Genomic DNA, 24004 nt, shown 5'->3' with positions numbered 1-24004 from the left:
GCCTCGTTGAAGCCGACTACAAACAGCAGTCGGCTCTAACTTATTTCTTCTTGCGATTAATCGTATCACCTGCTTATTGGGCAAGGGAATTCTATTGTGTGCTTTCCAAGAACAGGTGTTTAAACAAAATTCTCTAGAACAACCTTGCCAATCGTCCTATTACTCTCCAATAGCTTGTGGGCTTGGCGAAGATGCTCTGCTGAGATCGGTCCAAGTACTTCGGCGAGCGTTGTCTTCAATTTTTGATGATCCACAGCATCAGATATCAGATTGAGCAGTAAGTGTTGCTCGATCATATCATCCGTTTCATAAAGCGAGCGCGTAAACATAAACTCCCACACGAAGGTGGCGCTTTTTTGCTTAAGCAATTTGAGGTTGAGCGGAGAGGTAGGATCATCAATTGCGCAAACGACTCCTTGGGGAGAAACGGCTTCGCTGATGCCGGCCCAGTGTTTTTCCAAAGCATTCAGGCACAAAATATACGGAACGCTTGAAAACCCAATTGCTTCAAGCTGCGGAAGGAGCGGGTCATGGTGATTAATGGTATAGTCGGCGCCCATTGATTTAACCCAATCGACGCTTTCCGGGCGGGAAGCAGTCCCGATTACAATGAGTCCCGCTTGTTTTGCAAGCTGGATGGCAATGGACCCTACACCCCCAGCTGCCCCGATGATCAGCAGGGATTTTTCTTCGTTGGCGCCCGAATCCTGAGAAATCGACATTCGGGTAAATAATGCTTCCCAAGCTGTGATAGAGGTTAAAGGAAGAGCTGCCGCTTCCGCGAAATTCAAGGAAGTTGGCTTGCGCCCTACAATCCGTTCATCAACCAGATGGTATTCACTGTTTCCGCCTTGTCGTGCAATGCTGCCCGCATAAAAAACTTCATCCCCCGGACGAAACAACGAGCAGTCCGGTCCTGCCTCTTCAACAATTCCTGCAACATCCCAACCTAAAATCTTAGGCACTTCTTCAACTCTGTCTTTAGGCGCACGTACCTTAGTGTCAACCGGATTGACCGATATGGCGATAACTTTGACCAAAATGTCACGACCCGTCGCTCTTGGTTTCTCCACAACTACTTCTACTAAGCTTTCTGGATTTTCAATTGGAAGGTATCGGGTTAGTCCTATCGCCTTCATTGTAGCCATAATAAACCACATCCTTTCCTTACTAGTATACCCTTTGTAAGGTAATGTTTAAAATACTGTTAGCCGTCGCAAACAGCGCGGGGAACCATACGGAGAAGAGGGAATATCAGATGCTTATTTCTAACCATTTAATATGGTAGTAATTAATTGCGCTCCCTCGAAATGATTCAGTATCCTCACTCAGGCTCATGAATTCGCAGGATTTCACTCATAGCTATATGTGGGAGTAGGAAGTACACATGGTATATTGTCGCGGTTTTCCTTATTCTTTTTCACGATATGAAGTAAACCCCCTTTATGCTATATGCTGCAGTCACTGAGAATCAAAGCAAAAACTTGAATTTGACCCATGCCCCAGCCCAGATAATCAGAGCCCGGACCTTTCTTTTCATGGAGAAAACGTAAGTGTCAAACAGCCCCCACCTTGTCTTCAAGTTGAGAGCTGTTCTATGTTTTATTCTGATTTAAATACGCGACAAGTCATAGGTAGCGATGGCGACCACAGTAGCAAGCTGTCCAGCGCTTCTGAATCTTTCGGATCGGGAAGCTGCGGTAGCTGCTCAAACAGGAACATCAAGTATTTGAAGGGATTCAGTTCATTCTCTTTCGCTGTCTCGATCACACTGTAAATAATGCTACTTGCCCTTGCACCGCGAGGCGTATTCGCAAATAGCCAGTTTTTTCGGCCGATAACATGGCTTAATTGCACGTTCGCTGCGGTTGTTGTCAATCTCCAGATCCTCCTCGCTAATGATGCTCTTCCCTCCCCGAGGTACTTCAACCAGAGCACGCCTGTTTTCACTAAATCGATCTCGAAGCCCGTCATTTTCTTTACTGCAAAATGGAAATTATAACTGACCTCCCCTCTCTGTATTTCTTCCTAACTATGAAAGTCATTCAGATATCTCGTCCCATGGTCAATGGTAGAACTTTATGGGAAAATTAAAGAATCAAAATACCTCGATCGTTTGGAGGATCTGTTAGAAATGGGTAAGAGTCTTGCTTCTTTTTTTATATGCATTTACATAATCTGGACCGCTAAAGAAATTCTTTATTATTTCCATCCCTTCTCGTCTGTAATCGCACTCATTGTCAAATATTTGATTTGGATCGTCCCAGTTTTCCTTTACCTCATCTTTGTAGACCGAATTAAGAATCCATTGCTCTACATGAAAATACGAGATAACGTGCCTACTGGCATTAAGTGGGGACTTTCCATAGGCTTGATATTAGCTGTTATAGAAGGATATATAACCTGTTCTTTACACGGTCGGTTTAATTTCGAACTTGGGTGGCGTTGGCTTACAACGTTTTTGTTTGCTTTTCCTGAAGAAGTCCTCTTTCGAGGGTTTATACTCCAAAAACTCTCTTCTTCAATGAAGTTTACTAAATCGAATCTGATTTCTTCTCTAATGTTTGTCTCTATTCATTTACCCATTTGGCTGACATCAGGAGGAGCTTCTCTTCAAAAATTATTCGGTAATGGGTTAACCGTCTTTTTAATTGGTTGTGTGTTAGGTTATCTAGTCAAACGTACGAATTCACTTTGGTCATCAGCTATCGTTCATACCATATATAACTTGTGGATCGGCTACACTGAATTGGACAATTCTCTTAAGGTCTAGTAGATTGTATGCAAATCGAAATAGAACGGAGAGATTGTCATGCGGAAACGTGAGCGTCGGTTATTTACAGATGAGTTCAAACAGCAGATGGTTCAGCTTTATGAGAATGGCAAACCCCGTGCAGATATTTTAAAAGAATATGATCTGGGTGCATCTGCGTTTGACCGTTGGGTCAAACAGAGTAGAACTACAGGGTCTTTCAAAGAAAAGGACAACCGAACAGCGGAACAAACGGAACTGATGGAGCTACGTAAGGAAAATCAACGATTGAAGATGGAAAACGATATTTTAAAGCAAGCAGCGCTGATCTTCGGACGAAAATCATAGTGATCCGACAAAATGCACATAAGTACTCTGTGTCTGCCATGTGCTCCATACTCAAGGTAAATCGGAGTACCTCCTATTATGAAAGTAGCCAGCAGTCATCTAGCGATGATGAGGTGGAGCAAGCAATCATCCGTATTTTTGACGAGAATCAGCGCGTTTATGGAACCAGAAAGATCAAGGCAACCCTCCAAAAAGAAGGACGAATCGTTTCAAGACGGCGCATTGGACGCTTGATGAAAAAGAATGGCCTTGTATCGGCGTATACGGTTGCCCAGTATAAACCACATAAGTCACCGTGTAACGATTCACCAATCCAGAATGAACTGAACCGCGAGTTTACAAAAGATGAACCACTAGAGGCAGTTGTGAGTGATTTGACGTATGTTCGAGTCGCAAACAAATGGCACTACATCTGCCTGCTCGTGGACTTATTCAATCGGGAGATTATTGGGTATAGCTGTGGAACCAGTAAAGATGCCGCGCTGGTCTACCAAGCTTTTGCAAGCGTAAAAGGAGACCTACGTCAAATCCAGCTCTTTCACACGGATCGAGGCAGTGAGTTTACCAATCGCACGATTGGTGACGTCATCCGTACATTCAACATCAAGCGCTCGCTTAGCATGAAAGGCTGCCCATATGACAATGCAGTCGCAGAAGCAACCTTTAAGCTGATTAAAACGGAGTTTGTCAAGAATCGAAGATTTGAGTCACTCGCACAGTTGAAGCAGGAATTAGGGGCATACGTGAAATGGTTTAACGAAACAAGAATTCACTCAACATTGGGGTATTTGAGTCCATTCGTTTACAAACAGAAAGCAATTAAGAAATCTGTCTAGTTTGGTGTTGACAGTCCAAACTTTATTATCTCTGGACAAAGGAAAAATTCGTAAGAGAGAACATGGAGAGATGTGCTACGGTTGTCGAAACTGACGGGAAAGCAGCGGTTTGATATTCGGGAATCCAACAAGTCTACCCTGCGGAAACTTTCATGTGAAGGCTTTCTTAAATAATGTCGAGCTGAACCTTTCTAGTCGGTTTGGGGAACGCCTCATCCAACATCCCCAAGTCTTCCTCGGTAAGCTTAATACGTTCCGCCTCCGCATTCTCTTCGACATGCGTTGCTGTTGACGCCTTAGGAATGGCAATTACGTCACCGCTTCTAATGCACCAAGCCAAGAGAATCTGAAGCGGCTTCACGCCATGTCGATCGGCAATTTCCTTAACCGCTGGATGCTCAACCAACCCTCTTCGTAAAGTGCCCCCTGGGCAAGCGGACTGTAGGCCATTATCGGAATTTTTCGCTCTCTCAACCAAGGAAGCAGGTCGTATTCTACGCCGCGGGAACCGAGATGATACAGCACCTGATCGACCATGCAATTCGTCCCTCGCGCCGCGTCGAACAGTTCTCTCATATCGTCCGTGTCCAAGTTCGAGACACCCCATCGCAAAATTTTCCCCGCTTCGACCAACTGCTCCATCGCTTCTACCGTTTCGCTTAGAGAAATACTTCCTCTCCAGTGAAGAAGATAAAGGTCGAGACGGTCCGTCTTTAACCGCTTCAAGCTTTGCTCGCAGCTGCCGACGATGCGATTCAGACCAGCGTTGTGCGGGTACACTTTGGATACCAGAAACACTTGATCTCGTATCCCTTCGATCGCTTCTCCAACCAAGGACTCGGATCTGCCATCGCCATACATTTCAGCCGAATCGATCAGATTCAATCCAAGCTCCACACCGCGTCTTAACGTGCGAAGCTCTTCATTTTTCTTGGACGGCTCATCCCCCATATACCACGTACCTTGACCGATTCTGGGCAAAGTTGTCCCATCAGTTAGGGTTACCACGCGCCCACCCCCTTTTTTTAAATATATTTTTCCCGCAGCGCCCCGTCCTATTCTCCATAACGAATATATTGGGCGATGTTTTTGCAGTGGTCTCCCATACATTCTAAGTTGCTAATATGTCGTACAATTGTTTGTCTCCCATGATTTGGAGTCTTAAAAGACAACAAAAAAGCAGGATATCCTCGGGGTTACGACGCCACCAAGAAAGGATCCTACTCGATGACTACTATACCCTAAACTTGCTTGCCAATCTATTTGAAAATGCTATCACTTCGTTCGTGAAAGAAAACTTGGAATCCATCATCCGTGCAGAAATCAAACACTACATGGAGGAAGAGCCCGGCGGCGAGCACAATAGTCGCAATGGCTACTACAAGCGCTCTCTGAACACTAAGTACGGTCACATCGAAGACCTCCAAGTGCCAAGAGATCGTAACGGCAGTTCCAGACTCACGTCTTTGAGCCGTATCAGCGGCGGGGCGGCCGGCTGGAGGAAACTGTCATTCAAATGTACAAAAGCGGCATGGGCAACCTTGCGTTGCCCGCTTTATCGAGAGCATGTTCGGCAGCCAATAGTCCCCCTCCACCATCAGTAACATCACGGCAACGTTCTCGAGGACATACAGGCCTGGCAGCAACGTCCGCTGAGCAAACGTTACTCCGTCACCTGCCGCTGTATTATTGAGCTATCGTCCGTTAGTTAAATAACAGCTTTAACTTGTGATACGGTTCACCTTAACGGTCATTGCGGCGAAAAGTGCAAAGAGACTGCCGCGGCAGTCCCATGTTTTGGTGATTATTGTTGCATTGAAACTTCAGTGTCTCTTGCACCCTACGCTTTGACGATATCTGCAACGATTTCGTAGGAGTGCAGGCGCGCCTTGTGGTCGAACATTTGGGCGATGACCATAACTTCATCAGCCTGGGTATCGTCCAGAAAGAATTGCAGCTTTTGCTTCACAGTATCCGGACTGCCGAATATGGATGAACCGAGCTGCTGCTCCAAGGCTCGCTTTTCGTATTCGCTCCAAAGACCATCCATGGTATCCACCGGCGGCTGCAGAGGCACTTCATTGCCCTGGATCAGGTTTAAAAATTGCTGCTGCAAAGTCGTTCCCAGACGTTTCGCTTCGTCATCCGTATCCGCTGCAATGACGTTGACACCGACCATCGCATAAGGTTTCTCCAGTACTTTCGATGGCTGGAAGGAACGCCGATATAATTGTATCGCCGGCACGGTGTTGGCAGGCGAAAAGTGGCTGGCATAGGCGAATGGCAGACCTAGCTGACCAGCTAGCTGCGCGCTGAACCCGCTCGAGCCAAGCAGCCATATAGGAATAGGCAAGCCCTCTCCAGGAATAGCCCTCACATGATTAGGGACTGATGATAACGACGGGTCGAAGTAGGCCCGCAGCTCATCCAACTGATCCGGGAAATCTTCTCCGTCATTCCTGCTGTCGCGGCGCAGTGCGCGTGCGGTTCGCTGATCCGTACCGGGTGCTCGTCCGAGACCGAGATCAATGCGTCCCGGGAACAAGGATTCCAGCGTCCCGAACTGCTCCGCGATCACCAGGGGCGAATGATTGGGAAGCATGATACCGCCTGAACCCACTCGGATTCTTGACGTGCCGGCTGCCACGTGGGAGATCACTACCGAAGTAGCGGAGCTCGCAATAAAAGGCATATTGTGGTGCTCCGCCAGCCAGTATCGGTTGTAGCTCCACTTCTCTGCATGCTGGGCAAGATCAAGCGTGTTGCGCAAAGACTCGGCTGGACTGCCGCCCGCGACAATCGGGGACAGATCGAGAACAGAGAATGGGACGTCGCCCAGCCGCTTGTTTGTTTTATTTTCAGACATGTCATCTTCCTCATTTCAGTGACGATATTGAAGATTCGGCTCCCGACTCAGCCGTTTATGATCAATTCTTGATACTTTATGTTGGCTTTAGGCCCCAAAATTTCCGGGTTAAATTCCCGCAGAGGCTGCCCTGCCGCGATTCGCTTGGGCCAGTCATGATTAGCAAGCGCTCCTTTACCCAAGGTGATAAGATCAGCCTCACCGCGTATCAAGAGCTGCTCCGCTTTTTCAGGATCTTCGAGATTGCCATTCGCAATTACCGGAACATTACTGAATTTTTTGGCCAATGCCGCCAGCGTATGTTCGGTTCCTTCAAATGCCGGTTGTGTCGCATCATATTCGGTTACATGGATATAATCCAATCCTACTCTGCTCAAGCTTGAAAAAATGATTTCAGCATCCTTTTCGGCTCCGGCCCATTTATGATGGTAATCACTGACCTTCCCTTGCGAGATACGGATTCCTACGACAAAATCGGTCCCAACCGCTTCACGCACAGCGTTAGCAACCTCGATAAGAATACGGACCCGGTTCTCTGTTGAGCCTCCGTATTCATCCGTTCTTTGATTCATATAATCCGTCAGGTACTCGTCAAGCAAGTAGCCGTTGGCACCGTGGATTTCTACTCCATCGAACCCTGCTGCTTTTGCTCGCTTGGCAGCTTCTGCAAAACTGCGAACGACCTCTTGGATGTCCGCTTTCGTCATTGGTTTTGGGTTTTTATAAGGCCCCTCCCCGACATAGAACGGAAGCTGTTCACCTTTTGCTTGTACGTGAGAGGGCGCGATGATCTCACTCTTGTAACGATTTCCTTGTGATTGGGCTCCTGCGTGCATCAATTGGACGATGATTTTGGATCCGGATTGATGTACCGCCTCAGTTATCTTTCTCCATGCAGCGATATGCTTCTCATTTGCTATTCCCGACTGATTCAAATACCCTTGGCTATACGTTTCATCGGGATAGGCACCTTCCGTGATCAAGAATCCAAAACCACCCTGTGCATAGCTTTTATAATAGTCAATCATGATTTGGGTTGCTTGGCCATCTTCAGTAGCGCTTACTCTGGTCATCGGAGCTAAGCCGATACGATTTTTTAATGTCAAATGACCAATCCGAATGTCAGTGAAAAGACGCGAAAACTTTTGTTGGGTACTTGTTGTCAAGTTAATTTCTCCTTTTAACTTCGGCTGGTATCGTTATAGTTCCATGCGGGTGTATAGGCAAGCGGCAAACGTTGTTTTCGGCAAGTAGAGGAACGTCTTCTTATCCTGTTCGAACAGGGCGGCGATGTGGGCAAAGAAAAGAACAGATTGCGTCTCGTGTTGCCGACCTTGTTCTCGACATTTCCTTTCTCGTGGCCTATATACATGCTCACTGTCTTTCGTGAGATGTTCAGACGTTCAGCTATAGCCACCGGCCCCAGCCCTTGCGCCTGTAAATCTTTTATCGTTTCCACCTGACTCATCTTCAGCATCTCCAGTCTCCGTCCCCTTCACGATTGTCCTATGAAGAGGTATCGGAATATCTGGAATCGAACGTGTTACCCTAGCGATCTGTAATTTTGCACGATTTTTTGGGTAATGCACGATGACCAATTGGGGTAATTTTATTTTACATTAGACATCCAGTAATAATTGCCATTTCATTCTGTAATCCCTTTTGGAATTCCTCCTGCACATGTTTCGATTATTCCCCATGTACTCCCTCGTCATGCGGCATTATTTCAATGTAAAGTGACAGTTATAATAAAACGTTGTATACTTTCCCGCAAGCTCCGCAGGGAGCCGGGAGAGTAGGACGTTGCCAGGCAGTTACTCTTATGAGTAACTATCCATTGTTCTTTGAAAACTGGATACTGCATGAAATTGCTAAGATATTAACTGTAAGTACTTTTAGTGATGGCCTGCTAAGTTCGTCTCATCCATGAGACAACGCATGCACTAGCACATCCTGTGCGTCGTGGTTAAGTTACTAAGGGCACACTAGCTTTAGGGCTAGCCTCGGAATTTAGAGTCTTGGAGGTAGAGCACTGATTGGGCTAGGGGCCCTCATCGGGTTACCGAACTCAGTCAAACTCCGAACGCCTGGGGAGTACGCTCGCAAGAGTGAAACTCAAAGGAATTGACGGGGGCCCGCACAAGCGGTGGAGCATGTGGTTTAATTCGAAGCAACGCGAAGAACCTTACCAGGTCTTGACATCCCGCTTTCCCCTTCTGGGCTCGTCCATGAATCAAATAGACCTGCAAACGCGAACGGCTCACCACTCTTCATCATTTATCAATACTAAATTAAGTTAACTCGTTAATTTTCAATACTTTAAACATTGGATACATGTATTGAAAGTATAAAATAAAGACAGACCGGAACTCCTTGTATTATTAGGGGGTTCCGGTCTAATACTTTATTTGCACTGAAGCATTGCCGATGATCCCCTTGTGAAGTGGGGTTCGGTTGAAGGATAATTTGCGATCATAAACGGCTGTATTCGCGTCCCTGTTACCTATAAAAGGATTAAAAACACTTATCATTGAACGGGTAACCACCTAGGCCCTGTAAACCTTTTGTTTCATAGTGGTTATTTTCTCTCTTCAATAGCGATGGACACATAAATACCTCTTGTAGTCAAACATAATGAAACGTATTTATAACGATATGCAGGGGTAGATCGCTCTTGCTGTTGGCATAGGAGCTACATTTGTACGCCAAGTATCAGTAACTGGATTATAAGCTTCTACAATATTTAGATAATTAGGTGGGTTAAAGCCACCCATCACAAAAATCTCAGAATCACATACGCATGAAGCCATTCCCCAGCGAGGAGTAGGCATGGCTGCTCCGGATGTCCACATATCTGTAACAGGATCGTAAATATACACAACATTAGTTGGGGTAAAACCAGGTGCTCTTCCTCCAATGACATATATTTTACCTCCAAAAATCGCAGCTGAGAGGAAGGCAAGAGGCTGTGGGAGTGGTGCTTTCGTGCTCCAGGTATTCGTTAAAGGATCATAAGCTTCGTGAGTAGTAAGTTCTACCCCATTAAATCCGCCGATTGTGTGAAGTAACCCATTTAGTGTGATGGCAACTAATTGAAATCTTGGAGTAGGGAGCGGGTTCCCGATCGACCAAGTATTCGCTATAGGATCAAATATTTCAACTGTATTTAGCGGTGTAGTGCCATCATTAGTACCTCCAACTACATAATATAGACCGTTTAAAGTATCCCCTCCCACATCACCCCTAGCTACTGCAGCAGAAGGAGCTGCACTCCATAAGGTAGTGGTAGGATCGTAAAATTCAGCTGTATCCGTTGCATTGAATGGAGCATTGACGAAACCATGACTGACGATGACAATTCCATTCGGCAATAATGCCCCCGCTTGTGTCTCTCGTGTTTGTAGCATCGGATTACGTGTTACCCAAGTATCCGTTGCACAGAAGTAATCGTCCACGTTGCTGGTGGCAATTCCACCATTTACTTCTCCCCCTGGGGTGAGAATATGAGTAGGTAGCAATGGAGGACAGTTGACATTAATTGCCGCCATGGTTGAGACCATCAATCCATTTATCGTGGTAGAGGCCGTTACGGTGGCTGTTCCACTTGTTGGTGGAGTCGCAGTCAGCGACGCGGAAAAGAGACCATTTATTATAGGGACAGTTGGCGGAACGGACACGGATCCCATTCCTGCCAGCATTGCAGTCAAGTCTACAAATCCGGCCATAACAGGTTCACCAGAGCATGATACCATTCCGTCAATAAGAAACTCGCACGGGTTACCCGTAGCTGAAATTGTCATAGTAATCGTAGGCTGGCATGGTGGGAGAGGACAATTGATCATCACTGTAGCCATGGCTGATATACTTACCCCATTTACCGTTGTAGACGCGGTCACGGTAGCCATTCCGATTGTAGGGGGTACTGCGGAAAAAGAAGTTGTGAAGAGACCATTCACAATGGGGACACTAGCAGGAACGGACACAGAACCCATACCTGCTAACACCGCAGTCAAGGCAACAAAGCCAAAAGCGACAGGCTCACCTGCACAAGTCACGGTTCCATTGAGGATAAAGTCGCAAGGAAAAGATGTTGAGCTTATCGTCATATTAATCATAGGTTGGCATGGCCGGGTTGGTGGAAAAATACCCGGACATTGAGGCGGAAAAGAGATGGGAGGACAAAAGACCGAGGGAGTTGGTCCAGGTATGGGTAAATCATTTGGTCGCGGCTTGCAGTGTTTCGCCAATACCTCTAGTTTGACATCTGCTTCCACCTGGATTTCCTTGCAGATAATAACCTCCAGTTCTACCATCCCACCAAACAGATCGTGAGCGTTTGAAGAACACTCAATGGAAGTAATACGGCAAAGAATATTGGTTTCGTCCAAGGGGGCGGGAAGACAAAGAACGACTTCATCTTCGAATTGGATTTCTGCAGAGAATTCGCAAAGCAACGTACCGTTTGCGAAGATGCGTACTAGTAGAGTACTTTCAAATAAGAATCTCACAATTCCCATCAGAATTGGAGATCCGCCGTTGATGACGACATTTTCACGACGAATATTGAGTAAGGTGCAAGAAAATTGAGTAGGTTGAGGCTTGGGGATGATTGGGAACGGTGGGGGGACCATAGGCTCAACACAATCGACACTGATAACTTGGCCAGCACGTATCGCTTCATTTACTAGTGTTAGACAGGCCTCAGGGATCGGAACTTTGTTTCGGACTCTATTGGCAGTTACTACCCAGTCGTAAACTTTTTGGACGCGGATACAATCCGAGTGTACTGAATTAGAAGTTTGCGTAAAGATACCCCCTTTTCCAATAAAATGTACTCAATGAAAAGCATTTTAAGTGAAGTTTATTGGTCGGAATGATATGTTCTTTTTTGTTCTATAAATAGATATATGCATTTGCCTTCTTTAGTGCTTGGGCAATTAACATGATGTCTTGCAAATTTTCGATTGTGATTTCTCTTAAGCCCCGAAATTGGATTTGAGTCATACCCCCTTATCTTGTTAAGCTGATATCAGAAGAACAGAGGGGGATTTTTTATGCAACGGAAACGCTATCCAATCGAGTTCAAACAACAACTGATCCAAGAGGCACAAGAAACAGGAAACGCGAGCCAGGTAGCCAGACGGCATGAGATAGACGTAAAAATGTCGTATCGTTGGATACGTGATTCGAAACACACGGATTGGAAAAATACTCCTGCCGACGCCAAAGCTGTGACGCTACTTACCAAAGTAGTTATTCACTACGACACTCAAAGTTGGTCGAACAAAGCTCCCTCTATGAGTAATGCGGTAGCTATCAGACCAAGCCATATCTTTTCATATAATTCTTTTCTACTCGAGGTTTCCCGTTGCTTCAAAGCAGAATAAACCCATGTGAAAAGACAAATCAAATAAACCGGCATACAAACGAACAGGACTAAAACACCGTAGATCAGCCCACCTCCACAACATGTGTTCCAGGCGCCGATTATTAGACCATAAAGTAAGAGAGTGTTAAAAGTAAGTGCCTTTCCAATTCTCTTTCTCCCAAATACAAACGCTGAAATCGGTAAAATTGCGAAACTCACGTACAATAATAGCAACTCACAATGTCCCCCTTTGCTTAAGTAGCAAGCAGCCATTGCATCTTCCAAAAGCAATCCAGGAAAGCATACTTTCAGCAATAAATGATTTCTACTATGTCTGTATCAACCGTTTCACCTGGCTAGCGAGTTCGGACAGTCTGATATCAATAAACCAGTTTTTCACCTCATTCTGGCTAACCATTGCCAACTTAGGCAGCTTCACAATTTTTTCATCCTGGTATACGATCGTTACATCAAAAGAGGCTTGATCGTCCGATAACTGCGGGTCCGAAAGATAAACTTCTTTGATTGTCTTCCCCCGGCTAATCTCATTCCCAAGTTCTTTAAGTGTTTCTTCAATGTGTTGAAAGTCTTTTGCTGAGATATCTTGGTATGATATGTCCGGATTAATAAAGGAGTTTAAATCCTTTGGAGGACCGAGTTGTAAATAAGAGAAGAAAGTCATTAATTGACTGTCGGGGCTGGTTGTTTTCGCATGCTCATGATCATGTGACATCTCTTCTACATGCTCTTCAAGTTCTGGCTTACTCAACCAATACGGTGGTTCAAAATTCCCCTTTCCCGGCTGCTGCACAAACCAGGCCATGTGATAGCTAGAAGGAGCCCCCGCTCTGGTCTCCTGTTCACTCAAGCTTGTCTCCGGATTTAGATGTGCCCCACTATCATTTACGTTCTTTGTACCAACGTAAGCAATTCCCCCTAAAATATAGACCCCAATAAATATCGCGATCCACTTCTTAGACATCGTATATTCCTCCAGAATAGAGCCTCAGATCCTCGAGCTCTTGCACATCCGAATTCAATGATCTCACGGGGATGATCTTGCATTTCACTTCTCCAGTATCATAATCTTCAGTTTTGTTTTATGATTGTGTTGCGTTTTCGTTCCTCATAATAGGTCGGACCTAGTTCGATATAGGGCTGTTTCCGTTTGAGAATATAGTAGACCATGGACAATATGCTGTGAGCTACAGCAATGGCAGCTCGATTCGATCCCCGGCGTGCCGCAATACGATGTGGTACTGGCTAGATAAATACGTTTCTTTTGTTCTGGCAGCAGCTCTCGCTGCTTCCACAAGTGTGCTGCGTAACTTTTTGTTTCCTTTACGAGTTTTTCCCGATAGGCGTTTCCCGGCGCTTTCATTCTGACCTGGGCATAACCCTGCCCATGAGCACAAGTGAGCAGCAGAGGGAAACTGGTCCATATTCACACCAATTTCAGCTGCAATTGTTTCTGCAGTCCGTCTTGCCACGCCGGGGATCGTGTCGAGCAGAGTCAGGTCATTCTCAAAAGGGAGCATGCGCCTCTTTATTTCTTCATCTAGCCTGCCAATCTCTTCGTCCAAATAGTCGATGTGCCGAAGTTGGGCACTAAGCATTAACTTCTGGTGATTACCTACTAACCCGTTTAGAGCGCGTTTTAAAGCCTCTTTTTTGCTTTTGAGCTTTCGTTTCGCTAGTTCCGACAAGTTATCGGGATTCGTCTCGCCGGAGATCAGCGCCTCAATCATTGCGCGTCCTGATTTCCCAAGCACGTTGCTGACAACGGTCGAAAGTTTAATGTTGGCGCCTTCCAACACCTTTTGAATGCGGCTGACTTCTCGGGCTCGCTCCTCAATGAGGCTACGGCGGTATCGAATCAATTCCCTAAGTTCACGCTGCTCTCGTTTTGGGATGAAGCTGCCTTTCAAAAGACCGTGCCGTAACAAACCGGCAATCCATTCTGCATCCTTCACGTCGGTCTTACGACCGGGCGCGTTCTTAATATGCTGGGCGTTGACTACAAGTGTTTCGATCCCTTCAAGCTCAAGCAAGTTGTAGATGGGTTTCCAGTAAGCACCTGTACTTTCCATTGCGACGTGAGTGCATCCTGCCCCCTTGATCCAATCCATAAGTAGGATTAGATCGTCGGTCATTGTTTCAAAGGTTCGGATTTCCTTCCCTTTGGGTGTCATGATGCAGGCAACAACGACGTTCTTTTTGTGAACGTCAAGCCCGCATACATGGCTGTAAAACGACGTCCATTCAAAAAAACTTCCTTACGGCATCTAAGATTTGAAGGGCTGGTGCAACAACCACCAATGGTTATTCTATCCTGCGTGCTTCCAAATTGGAGCAACAATCTGTGGTGCACCTGGTCGTTGGGGTCTGTCTAAAACACGGGCTCGAAGCACCATTGACTGTCGACCTCCCTTCGCCAGCCGTAAGTTAATTATATCGATGTAATCCATTTTCATCATCTGATGGTGCCGCGTAAGCGGCATGTGGGTCTTTAGGAACAACATACCTTCTGTATGAGAAGGTCTAATCCCAGTTACATCGACAATTTCTTTCATACTTGGTATATTTTTGATTATCACTTCGACATATCTAACACCAAATAAATTTACTACTCCCTTAGGCTAAATATAGTGTTGTTGTGTGATTCAAAACACATCTCGAAGCCAATGTAAGTACCAATAAATCGAGTTGTTAGCCTCATAGAGCCGATTTTTTAAGAGTTACGAAAATCTCGAGAATACCAAGCTCAGGATAAAGTTCCTTACTGTCAATTTTCTTATGCTGCGCTCTTAACGTCCTGTTTTCACCAACCAAAGACTAATCCTCATTAAATCTCTTGCATCAATCTTATTGCAAACAAAATACCGCTTATTTCAAGCGGCTCGGAACGATTTGCTTGTTTTGAATCACTTCAACCGCTCAACATTAATTAATGGAGTTATTTTGATGTCGTAGTCTACATTAATTTTCATATTTCCCCAATATTTCAACCATTGCTCTTCCGTTATTTCTTTAGAAAACGGCTTAAGCGAATGTGTTCCGACCTCTAAGGGATCCACTTTCCACTGTTGCATTCTTTTTAATAAATCTGACGTTTGTTCCTCCAGGTAAATCTCAATCTCATGAATTAAATGTTCCAATTGTTCCTCATTTTGAATGTTCTTTTCCCCCTGGTATTCCTCAATTCTTCCGTTCAATCCCACGTGTAAGGACAAGGATGAATAGTCCCTCGAAAGTTTCATGCGAACATTGGATCGAATACGTCCTAAACTGATAGATAACTTTGGAATGGCCAAGACTTTTAGGAAATGATCGTTATCCAGAAGTTGAAAAATTTCATCGTCCACATCTTGAATGACCATTACTTCTTTATCCTTTTGTAATAAGGCTGTCCCTACGTAATTGAAATTGTTCTTATCCGAATGAAAAACCGGCAGGATCGGATCCTTAAGAGGGGAATATAACTTCTTCATAAATTGATGCTTATTGACGATGCTCATTTCACCTTGGTTATGCTCCTCGTAATGCTTTAACATCCGGTAAAGAAAATAATCTTGGTTTTCTTGCTTCGTCAATTGATTTTTTATGTATTCATCAAAATTACCTCTGACAATCAACAAATAGACACGCATTGAAATATCGGGGTCAACCAGTATCGTATTGATCAGCTTTTCAATGCCTCTTGTTTTTGCCAGCTCCTCATTGATTAATAACATTTGCAGCTGCCCCTGCTTTAATTCCCGATTATAAATTAAATTAAACTCCTTGCCTCCCTGCTTTAACAGATCGACTTCTTTGGAGAGAAGACGTTTTTTTTCTTGGATGAGCGGTGGTACTAAAGTGCTGATTTTCAACTTCCCTTCCGTCCCCTTGTCAACCGACCAGAAAACTACCGGAGCGATCTCTTCGATCTTATTGTCCTCGACATATGGAGAAGAACAGCCGGCCATCCACATAAGGCTTACAATCGCCAATAAACTATAGTGCTTGAATGGTACCATGCCTACATGCTCTCCTTTCGTTTAACTGCAGTGAAAAGGATCGTAGGAACAAGTAAATAAATGATTGCGCCGAGCCAGATTTGAATGTTCAGTAACATCTTTTGACCTGGAACCGTTTGCCATAACCATTGATCCATTAAGATGATGCTTATCAAAATGACGAACCAACTCGACAACAATCCGATCCGAGTCGTGCGTTCGTTCATTTTTCTCATAAAGACTCTTCCGGCTCCATAAAAACACAACAAAAGGATTGAAATGTCAAACACATAATTAAACATATGGAAAGAGATAAGGATGTAATCGATTCGTTCTAAACCGCTCGTTTGAATGTAGCTTCCCATATATACAATTGGATAATTGATCTTGCTCAAGTAGTTCGAACCGTAAAACAACACCGAAGCAATGAACAAAGATGAATATTCCATGACCGACAGCATGTTTCCAATGACCAGATATTTTAATATTTTTTTATTGGTGCTTAACCACGGAACCATAAAGGCCAAATATACCGAACCGGAAAATGACGACCAAATAAACAACAAACCCTGCCAGGATTGTCCTGACCATTCGGTGGGTATGAGAGGATACAAATCGCGGTAATTTGCAATCGGCGGAAAGAAAAACGGAATAAACGCGATTACGATCCAAGCCCCGCAAAAAAAGGCGATGACGACAAAACGCAATGTTTTCTCCATTCCATGTGAAGCCACAAATAAGCTGATCAAAAGAATCATTAGGATCAGCCACTTTTTATTCATAGATGGATAAATAAAACTATGGAGCATTTCAACGTACCCCAGTGTGATGATTGAAATTTTTAACCATATGATCAAAAAACCAAGTATCGCGAAAACTTGAACCAGCAGTTTTCCGAAAAGCTGTACAAATCCTTGGTAGCCATTAGTTGCATAACTGGAAGTAAACCATTTGGACAGCATCATCAAATTAAGTTGTGACAGTAGCCCCATGACGGCAATTCCCCAAACCATATACGAATGAACCAAATAAACCGGCATGATTAAAATAAAATAATGCATTTGTGTGCGATTCACCAAGAAAAAGAAATAGATGCCACCAAGGGTGGAAGTTCGATTGTATAAGGATAAAGTCTTCATTTCTTCATCTCCTGCCGCCATTTCCGTAGTGGTTTTAGATACTTCGGACGCGTTTTCATCCAAATTAAAGGGCCGCGGATAAAGAGATAGATCCAATCTTTTCCATAAAAGGGGGTGATCGGCGCTAAATAAGGTTGACCTAATGACGTTAATCCATTGAGATGTGCAAGAATCCCTATCAGCCCGATCACGATTCCCGGCAACCCAAGAAACGATGCAAGGATAAGAAGAAGCACTTGGATCAGAACCATGGATTTTGTCATTTGATAATTGGGAACTAAAAAGAAAGCAATGGCGGATATACCCATCAAAACAATCAATACTTTACTTGCAAAACCTGCTTCTACAGCCGCTTGTCCAATGACGATACCACCGATAACCCCTAACGTTTGACTGGTTTTGGTCGGCATTCGTAAACTTGCTTCTTTGATGATTTCCAGCGTTACGATCATGAACAATCCTTCCGCAAACGGAGTAAAGGGCAATTTACTTCTCGATTCCAATAATACGAAAAGAATCGGCAGCGGAACGATTTGGTAATGAAATGTCGTTATCGCAACATAAAAAGGAATCATCGTCAAAGAAATAATAAAACTTCCGTACCGAATTACACGTAAAAAACTGGCTACCGGCCAACGAAGGAAGTAGTCTTCCGGCGATTGGAATAAATGAAAAAAAGTAATGGGAGCAATTAAGGCAAACGGTGAATTGGAGACCAATAGCGTCAGCTTTCCCTCACCTAAGGCGTAGGCGCAGGCATCCGGCCGATCCGTTTGTAGAAACTGCGGAAAGACCGTATGATGATGATCTTCCATAAAAGCTGCAAGCTGAGAGGAGTCTAAAAATTGATCGAAATCCACACTTTCAATTTTCTGTCTTGCAAGGGAAACAAATTCCGGATTAATTAATCCGTCTATGTACAGTAACACAACTTTCGTTTTACTCAGTGAACCGACAGTGAAGCTTTCCGCTTTTAATGTCATTATAGGCAAACGCCTGCGTAACATTGTAATGTTTTTATCGATTTGTTCGCTGAAGCTGTCTTTCGCTCCATATATAACAGTTTCCGTTTGGGAAGATTCAATTGCCCGACCCAAAGGATTTTCCAGCTGGACGCCTAACCATTGATCGTTGACTGAATCGTTTAGAAGAATACATCCTTTCATTATTTTTTGCTCAGCATCTTCGATCGATATAATTTCCGAAACTTTTGCATTGGTTATGCATGAAGAAAGCGAATGGCTGGCAGATCGATGAACTGGCTGAATAATCGCCTCGTTTAAACGCTCTTGATCGATTAACGTTTTTATGTATAAAAGATGGACTGGACCACTGTTACCCATTCTGTGCTCAACGACTTCGGCATCATCCATATGGTTTAATTTCTGTTTTAATTCATCAAGCCATGTGGATATTTGAGGGTCGTATTTTTCAACCATAGTCTTCTCCTTCATTAAACTAATAGTTTTATCATGCCCTGTAATCGAAAAATCATACGACCGGCAATTTGTATTTCAAGCCACATAACGTTTCGGGTTTGATTGCTCTCAAGTCATTACATGGTTGATTGGGTGTTCGCTCTCAAAGTATTGCTGCCCCCCGTTATCGGGGCGCATAATTCGTCTGCAGATGCCAACTTTTGTAGCTTCCAGCTTTGCGGATAGTGCACCGGTTCAATTAGACAGTGGAAAACTTCAAAATAATCGGGTGCTGATTCTTTTGTGGGCTGTATCGGAGATTTGGGTTTCGTCACACTTACGCCTGCCAGTTACTAGATAACGGTGCACTGCTGGAGTTTATCCAGGAATGCTTGGGCATGAAAAAGCATCCACCACAGATTTATGCTCAACTTCGTGGAGAACGGCGAAGAGAATTGTACCGGCGTTTTTTTAGGCGTTGTACTTATCACCAACTATTGGGTCATCAGCAATCGTCAGGATTGCTTTTGCTTAAAGTAAGAAAAAACGCTAAACCGGTCGCTCCGAAGGCTTAGCGTATATTTTCGTTAAAATGTTGGCGGGACCCGTGTAATGGGTATAATAATTTTCAGTATGAAAAAAGAGGTGATTTGTTTGAAACGACTGTATGAAATTCTTAATTTTAACCAAGGGTTTGTTGAGAACAAGGAATTTGAGAAATATCAAGGAACACGTTACAAGGATAGAAAGATCGTTGTTATAACATGTATGGACGCAAGGCTCGTCGACCTTCTGCCCCGCGCTTTGAACATAAAGGACGGTAATGCTAAAATTATTAAAGATGCAGGTGCAATTGTTTTACATCCGTTCGGGAGCATCATGCGTAGCATTATCGTTGCTGTTTATGAATTAAAAGCCGATGAAGTATTTGTTATAGGTCACCATGATTGTGGTATGAGTGTAATTGACCCGGATGAAACCATAAACAAAATGAAGGAAAGGGGTATCTCACAAGAAAAGCTTGATACCCTTGAAAGTGCCGGAATTGATTTGCAAAAATGGCTTCACGGGTTCGACAGTGTAGAAGATTCCGTTAGATCCAGCGTTAAGACGGTCAAACATCATCCTCTTCTGCCCGAAAACGTTCCGGTTCATGGTCTTGTCATCGACCCGAAAACAGGAAAACTTGACTTGATTGTTGACGGGTATAGGGAGAGCTAACTCTCTTCTTGAATCCTTGATCTTCATGCGTAAATGTGGCCCGCAGCCAGGATCGACTCAGCTGTAGGGAATTCCCGTAATATCTGATCGAGCACCGCATGAAATTGCAACTTTGCTTGAACATACATATCCGTCAGGGATTCAAACTGCCTCGTGAGGTGGCGAAGATTCAAGAAATGTACGCCTCTCTGCTTATAAGCCTCAAACTCCTCCTTGTAATACAGCTCGCAGAGCTGATAGGCATCTACTGCATCAGTCTTAACCTTACGTAGAGAAGAAGACTTTTTCGCTTGGTTTAAGATCAGCGGATTCACCACAATGAAGATAATAGAGTGTTCCTCCAGAAACTGAACAACAGCAGCCTGGTAATGCCCAGTAGACTCTAAGATGACGGTGGGCGAGTGACCTGTCAGTGTAGACACTTCCTTGATCATGTTTAAAAGGAAATGAAGTCCCTCTTGGGTATGAAGAAATGAGAAACTCTTACCGTAAGATTGACCTTTATCTAAAAACACCTGCCCTTGACTTTGCCCTTTCGATACATCCAGACCGATGACTGGATTCATACATCTCTCCCTCTCCAAACATTTATTGCCGGCAGCCCCTATTTACTGCTTGCAGTTCCACAGCATCGCTAGTGATGCGAGATCGTTTGTCCCAACCAGCCTAAAGATGGTTTCTACAAGTAGGGGGTGAACAGTTTTAGCGACGGGATGAGAACTCCCACGGGTTCGACCGTTCTACCCAGGCTACCGAAATAGTACGTCCCCTTAAAATCGAGTAGGAGGGAGTTAGTCACTCCCTCCTACTCGATTTGCTGACTTTGTAATAGTTCAGGGAATAAAAAATGTATGATATGCATAGTCAAACGTCGAGACTCCCCTTTATATGGATAGATATGCATATACATCGATGGATTAAAGTTCGCTTCAATAATTCCATATGCATTTTCATCCGCTGCAGGAACTTCTTTATTTTCAATAATTAAATCAATGCCGCAAATTTTAGCTCCAAGTACAGATACCGCATCCACCGCTATTTTTTTATAATCATCAGGAATTTGATCTGTCACATCAATGGAGTCTCCCCCTGTACTAATATTAGAATTTTCGCGAAGATAGACAATTTCACCATTTTTTGGAATCGAGTCCATTCGATATCCTTGACCTTTAAGCATAAGGCTCTCCAATTCACCTAATTGTATACTTTCTAAAGGTGTTCGATGGTCTCTTCCTCTTAAGGAATCACGATTCTTTTGAATGACTAATTCTTCAATTGTATGTTTACCGTCACCTTTAACATTCGCAGGAATTCGTAATAAAACAGCATAAACTTTATCGTTTAACACAAAAAATCGATATTCTGTTCCATTGAGAAATTCTTCGATTAAAACTGATGAATCTTCTTTAAATGCTAATGTGATTGCTTTTTGGTAATCCTCGTAATTTGCGCCATCTTTGAAGATAGATATGCCTAATCCATAGTTTGTTTTTTTCGGCTTTACAACAAAAGGTTTGGTGGAAAATATCTCATAGGACCGTAAAGCTTGTTCTATGTCATTAAATTCCTCACCTTGCGGCACACGGAATCCATGTTGTTGAAGAATTCTCTTTGTTACTGTTTTATTTTCCATAATTAACGGAGATACATAACTATCTTTACTTGTCATATTACCATTTTTTACATATTCAACATGATCTTTTAATTGAAGCTTCAAAAATTGATCTTGCCGATCCAAGACTTCTACCTGGATACCTTGCTGAATAGCATCAAACATGAAAATCTGAGTGGACAACTCCATGTCAGTAAATCCTGATAATTGATAGGGCTTATCCCATGATTTTTTATAATTTTCTTTAGCAATATACGTAGCCACTTGACCTTGACTGCTTTTTTCACTCTCTTTATAAAGTCTTCCAGCTAAAGTCTTACTTGGGTCTGTTAGCATTTCTCTCAGATGAACAAATAACTTATCTGAAATAGACAAATGTAAGATTTCTGCTACATGTTCCATCTCATCAATAATCTGGTTCGCATCTGTTTCAAATTGTGTATGCTCGCATGGATGCTCAAGAGCCACTACTTCATTGTGAAAATCACCCATTTTTACCCACTCATCACAATTATCACCTTCATCTTTCCAGAGTAAATAAAGTAAGAAAAGATGAAGAAATTCTGCTTGTTCATAGCTAATTCCATACGTTTCAAAAGGATTTAAATCAATATTTCGCAATTCAATATAACGAACACCATGTTCTTCTAAATCTGAAACCTGCTGCCCACCCCTTAAACGGACAGATGCATAAAATTCTTTTTCTTCTAATAGAAGCCCTCTTTTAACCATCAAAGAAAGATCGGATGTATAGTTCTGTATACTACTATATGACACTTGAACATCATCACGATTTGAATAACCATATTTACTGCTTCTAATACTTCTTACTGCCTCAATCAAAGGATTTCCTTCAAAAAAATTCTTTTCACTACTAGGAGATGCTCCATAAAAATAAGTGACTAACCACCGATCGTGTAAATAGTTTCTTGTGACTTTTAAATAAATCTCTGTTTTAAACTGTCGATAATCTTTTATCTCCGATTGTAAGTTGAATAACGCTTGGATTAACTCATCGCCGAATCCAAAATTGAAATGCACACCACTTATCATTTGTTTACGGCGTCCATAAGAATTGGATAAGGATCGACGATAGAGAACATCTCCTGAATTTTTCAATTTCGCGATAACAATATCTTCTTCTTTTTCAGGTAACTGTGGTGGCATACTTAATGGCCACAGCATTTCATTATCACCCATAGAACGATAAGCAACATCATGGATAGCTGCTAAGTAATCAAACAGTTCCTCTCGTGTCTCAGTAACAGGTGTGATTAATTCCATCTGCGTTTCTGAAAAATCTCGCTGAATATACGGATGATCATCTCTGATCGATAACCTTTTAGGATGATCCGTTTTCGCTAAATTTCCTGATAAGTCAACTCGTTGGCTTTCTTTTTCAATTCCATAACTGGCTTTTAATAAGTATGGTTTCACACTGTCATTGACTAACATTTTTTTCATATCCATAATAACTACACCTCCCAACTAGCTCATTCTTCTTCCAAACTATTTCTTAAGGTACTGTATATGGAAAGCGAAATGGTCATCTAAGAAAGTAGCAATAAAGAAATAGCTATGATCATATCCATCAACTTTCTTGTAATTTACTACTTGATGATTTTCACGGGCATTCTCTAAGAAAATCGTTTCTTCTAATTGTTTTGGATAAAACTCATCTTGATTTCCTTGCGTAATGAGAATAGGTGGAATCGTAGCTCCTTTGACCAGTTCTGAAGCATCCCATTCTTTCCAAGAAGCTTTATCTTCACCTAAATAAGAGGAGAAAGCTTTTATGCCCCATGGGACTTGACTAGGATTTACTATAGGAGAAAAAGCAGAAATCGCTTTGAATCTCGTGGCATTTTTCATGCCAATCACTAAGGCACCATGACCTCCCATTGAGTGGCCCATTAAACTTTCTTCTCCGGAAAAATTAGGTACTAAAGTTGAAGCAATGGCTGTTAATTCATCTACTATATACGTATACATTTTATAATGCTTCGCCCATGGAGCCTGTGTAGCATTCAAATAAAAACCTGCACCTTGTCCAAGGTCATATGCTTCATCATCAGCAACATTTTCTCCACGTGGTGAAGTATCTGGAATAATGACTGCAACTTGATGTTTTTCAGCCAATCTTTGAAATCCACTTTTTTGACTAAAATTATCATCTGTACAAGTTAAACCAGAGAGCCACCAAATAAGAGGGATTTTTTTCATCTCTTTATTGGAAGGTAAGAAGATACTAAATGTCATATCACATTGTAGGACTTCAGAATAATGGTTGTACTTACATTGTTCTCCACCGAAAGAGCGATGCTGTTTCACAAGTTTAAGACTCATTATCTCACTCTCCATATGTTAAGATAGTACGAATGGATTCACCTTTGTGTAATAGATCAAATGCTTTATTAATATCGGTGAAGTTTAGATGACCAGAGAT

General features: G+C 43.2%; 16 protein-coding genes and 7 pseudogenes. 6 read left to right on the top strand and 17 right to left on the bottom strand.

What is annotated here, in order from left to right:
- Positions 1-119 precede the first annotated feature (119 nt).
- Both AB1L17_RS14620 and AB1L17_RS14615 read right to left on the bottom strand, forming a co-directional pair.
- A complete protein-coding gene (locus AB1L17_RS14620) occupies positions 120-1148 on the bottom strand; it encodes a zinc-binding alcohol dehydrogenase family protein (RefSeq protein WP_412845689.1) in 1029 nt (342 codons plus the stop codon).
- A 454-nt stretch (positions 1149-1602) separates the two neighbouring features.
- A pseudogene (locus AB1L17_RS14615) lies at positions 1603-1885 on the bottom strand (IS66 family transposase); the annotation flags it as partial.
- A gap of 183 nt (positions 1886-2068) precedes the next feature.
- Here AB1L17_RS14615 and AB1L17_RS14610 point away from each other — a divergent pair.
- Positions 2069-2773 carry a CPBP family intramembrane glutamic endopeptidase gene (locus AB1L17_RS14610; RefSeq protein ID WP_412848873.1) on the top strand — a complete coding sequence of 235 codons (705 nt, stop codon included), beginning with the start codon at positions 2069-2071 and terminating at the stop codon, positions 2771-2773.
- A 39-nt stretch (positions 2774-2812) separates the two neighbouring features.
- A protein-coding gene (locus AB1L17_RS14605; RefSeq protein WP_412845690.1) for an IS3 family transposase occupies positions 2813-3936 on the top strand; the annotation gives its coding sequence in 2 pieces (ribosomal slippage) (positions 2813-3062 and positions 3062-3936; 1125 coding nt in all).
- Between the two features lie 166 nt (positions 3937-4102).
- On the opposite strand, the pseudogene AB1L17_RS14600 reads toward AB1L17_RS14605, so the two are convergent.
- A pseudogene (locus tag AB1L17_RS14600) lies at positions 4103-5046 on the bottom strand (aldo/keto reductase).
- A 117-nt stretch (positions 5047-5163) separates the two neighbouring features.
- Here AB1L17_RS14600 and AB1L17_RS14595 point away from each other — a divergent pair.
- A pseudogene (locus AB1L17_RS14595) lies at positions 5164-5609 on the top strand (transposase); the annotation flags it as partial.
- Positions 5610-5776: 167 nt separating this feature from the next.
- Here AB1L17_RS14595 and AB1L17_RS14590 read toward each other — a convergent pair.
- The 4 genes from AB1L17_RS14590 to AB1L17_RS14575 all read right to left on the bottom strand — a co-directional run bounded on the left by AB1L17_RS14590 (position 5777) and on the right by AB1L17_RS14575 (position 10350).
- Complete coding sequence (locus tag AB1L17_RS14590; RefSeq protein ID WP_412845692.1) at positions 5777-6802, bottom strand: LLM class flavin-dependent oxidoreductase; 1026 nt, start codon at positions 6800-6802, stop codon at positions 5777-5779.
- 47 nt (positions 6803-6849) lie between these two features.
- Positions 6850-7968 carry an NADH:flavin oxidoreductase gene (locus tag AB1L17_RS14585; protein WP_412845693.1) on the bottom strand — a complete coding sequence of 373 codons (1119 nt, stop codon included), beginning with the start codon at positions 7966-7968 and terminating at the stop codon, positions 6850-6852.
- A gap of 14 nt (positions 7969-7982) precedes the next feature.
- Positions 7983-8270: a hypothetical protein gene (locus tag AB1L17_RS14580; RefSeq protein ID WP_412845694.1), complete on the bottom strand. Its 288-nt coding sequence runs from the start codon at positions 8268-8270 to the stop codon at positions 7983-7985.
- Between the two features lie 1177 nt (positions 8271-9447).
- Positions 9448-10350: a Kelch repeat-containing protein gene (locus tag AB1L17_RS14575; RefSeq protein WP_412845695.1), complete on the bottom strand. Its 903-nt coding sequence runs from the start codon at positions 10348-10350 to the stop codon at positions 9448-9450.
- Between AB1L17_RS14575 and AB1L17_RS14570 the strand changes: the two genes are divergently transcribed.
- Positions 10331-10960 (top strand): hypothetical protein, encoded by a 630-nt coding sequence (locus tag AB1L17_RS14570; protein ID WP_412845696.1) that lies wholly within the window; start codon positions 10331-10333, stop codon positions 10958-10960. The two genes, AB1L17_RS14575 and AB1L17_RS14570, sit on opposite strands and share 20 nt — an antisense overlap.
- A gap of 38 nt (positions 10961-10998) precedes the next feature.
- On the opposite strand, the pseudogene AB1L17_RS31535 reads toward AB1L17_RS14570, so the two are convergent.
- Positions 10999-11574, bottom strand: a pseudogene (locus AB1L17_RS31535) (BMQ_0737 family morphogenetic spore coat protein); the annotation flags it as partial.
- A 282-nt stretch (positions 11575-11856) separates the two neighbouring features.
- Here AB1L17_RS31535 and AB1L17_RS14565 point away from each other — a divergent pair.
- Complete coding sequence (locus AB1L17_RS14565; RefSeq protein ID WP_412845697.1) at positions 11857-12189, top strand: transposase; 333 nt, start codon at positions 11857-11859, stop codon at positions 12187-12189.
- Positions 12190-12498: 309 nt separating this feature from the next.
- On the opposite strand, the gene AB1L17_RS14560 is transcribed toward AB1L17_RS14565, so the two are convergent.
- From AB1L17_RS14560 to AB1L17_RS14540, 5 genes and pseudogenes are all read right to left on the bottom strand, one after another.
- Positions 12499-13152, bottom strand: coding sequence for a hypothetical protein (locus tag AB1L17_RS14560; protein WP_412845698.1), 654 nt, complete (start codon positions 13150-13152; stop codon positions 12499-12501).
- Positions 13153-13259: 107 nt separating this feature from the next.
- Positions 13260-14432, bottom strand: a pseudogene (locus AB1L17_RS14555) (IS110 family RNA-guided transposase).
- Positions 14433-15094: 662 nt separating this feature from the next.
- Positions 15095-16189 carry a Ger(x)C family spore germination protein gene (locus AB1L17_RS14550; RefSeq protein WP_412845699.1) on the bottom strand — a complete coding sequence of 365 codons (1095 nt, stop codon included), beginning with the start codon at positions 16187-16189 and terminating at the stop codon, positions 15095-15097.
- 2 nt (positions 16190-16191) lie between these two features.
- Positions 16192-17307: a GerAB/ArcD/ProY family transporter gene (locus AB1L17_RS14545; protein ID WP_412845700.1), complete on the bottom strand. Its 1116-nt coding sequence runs from the start codon at positions 17305-17307 to the stop codon at positions 16192-16194.
- The gene (locus AB1L17_RS14540; RefSeq protein ID WP_412845701.1) at positions 17304-18746 is read right to left on the bottom strand and encodes a spore germination protein; all 1443 of its coding nucleotides are present in this window, start codon (positions 18744-18746) and stop codon (positions 17304-17306) included. Before AB1L17_RS14540 ends, AB1L17_RS14545 begins: the two co-directional genes overlap by 4 nt.
- A gap of 633 nt (positions 18747-19379) precedes the next feature.
- On the opposite strand from AB1L17_RS14540, the gene AB1L17_RS14535 reads away from it, so the two are divergent.
- A complete protein-coding gene (locus AB1L17_RS14535) occupies positions 19380-19946 on the top strand; it encodes a beta-class carbonic anhydrase (protein ID WP_412845702.1) in 567 nt (188 codons plus the stop codon).
- A gap of 44 nt (positions 19947-19990) precedes the next feature.
- On the opposite strand, the pseudogene AB1L17_RS14530 reads toward AB1L17_RS14535, so the two are convergent.
- From AB1L17_RS14530 to AB1L17_RS14515, 4 genes and pseudogenes are all read right to left on the bottom strand, one after another.
- Positions 19991-20512 (bottom strand): annotated as a pseudogene (locus tag AB1L17_RS14530) (IS110 family transposase); the annotation flags it as partial.
- A 239-nt stretch (positions 20513-20751) separates the two neighbouring features.
- Positions 20752-23028, bottom strand: coding sequence for a bifunctional glutamate--cysteine ligase GshA/glutathione synthetase GshB (gshAB, locus tag AB1L17_RS14525; protein ID WP_412845703.1), 2277 nt, complete (start codon positions 23026-23028; stop codon positions 20752-20754).
- Between the two features lie 39 nt (positions 23029-23067).
- Entirely contained in the window at positions 23068-23904 is an 837-nt protein-coding gene (gene fghA / locus AB1L17_RS14520) for an S-formylglutathione hydrolase (RefSeq protein WP_412845704.1), read from the bottom strand.
- A gap of 4 nt (positions 23905-23908) precedes the next feature.
- Positions 23909-24004 (bottom strand): annotated as a pseudogene (locus AB1L17_RS14515) (zinc-binding dehydrogenase); the annotation flags it as partial.

The organism is Brevibacillus jepli (assembly GCF_047229145.1).
Lineage (GTDB): Bacteria > Bacillota > Bacilli > Brevibacillales > Brevibacillaceae > Brevibacillus.
The sequence above is the reverse complement of the archived record's forward strand: the minus strand, read 5'-3'. Positions and strand labels throughout refer to the sequence as shown.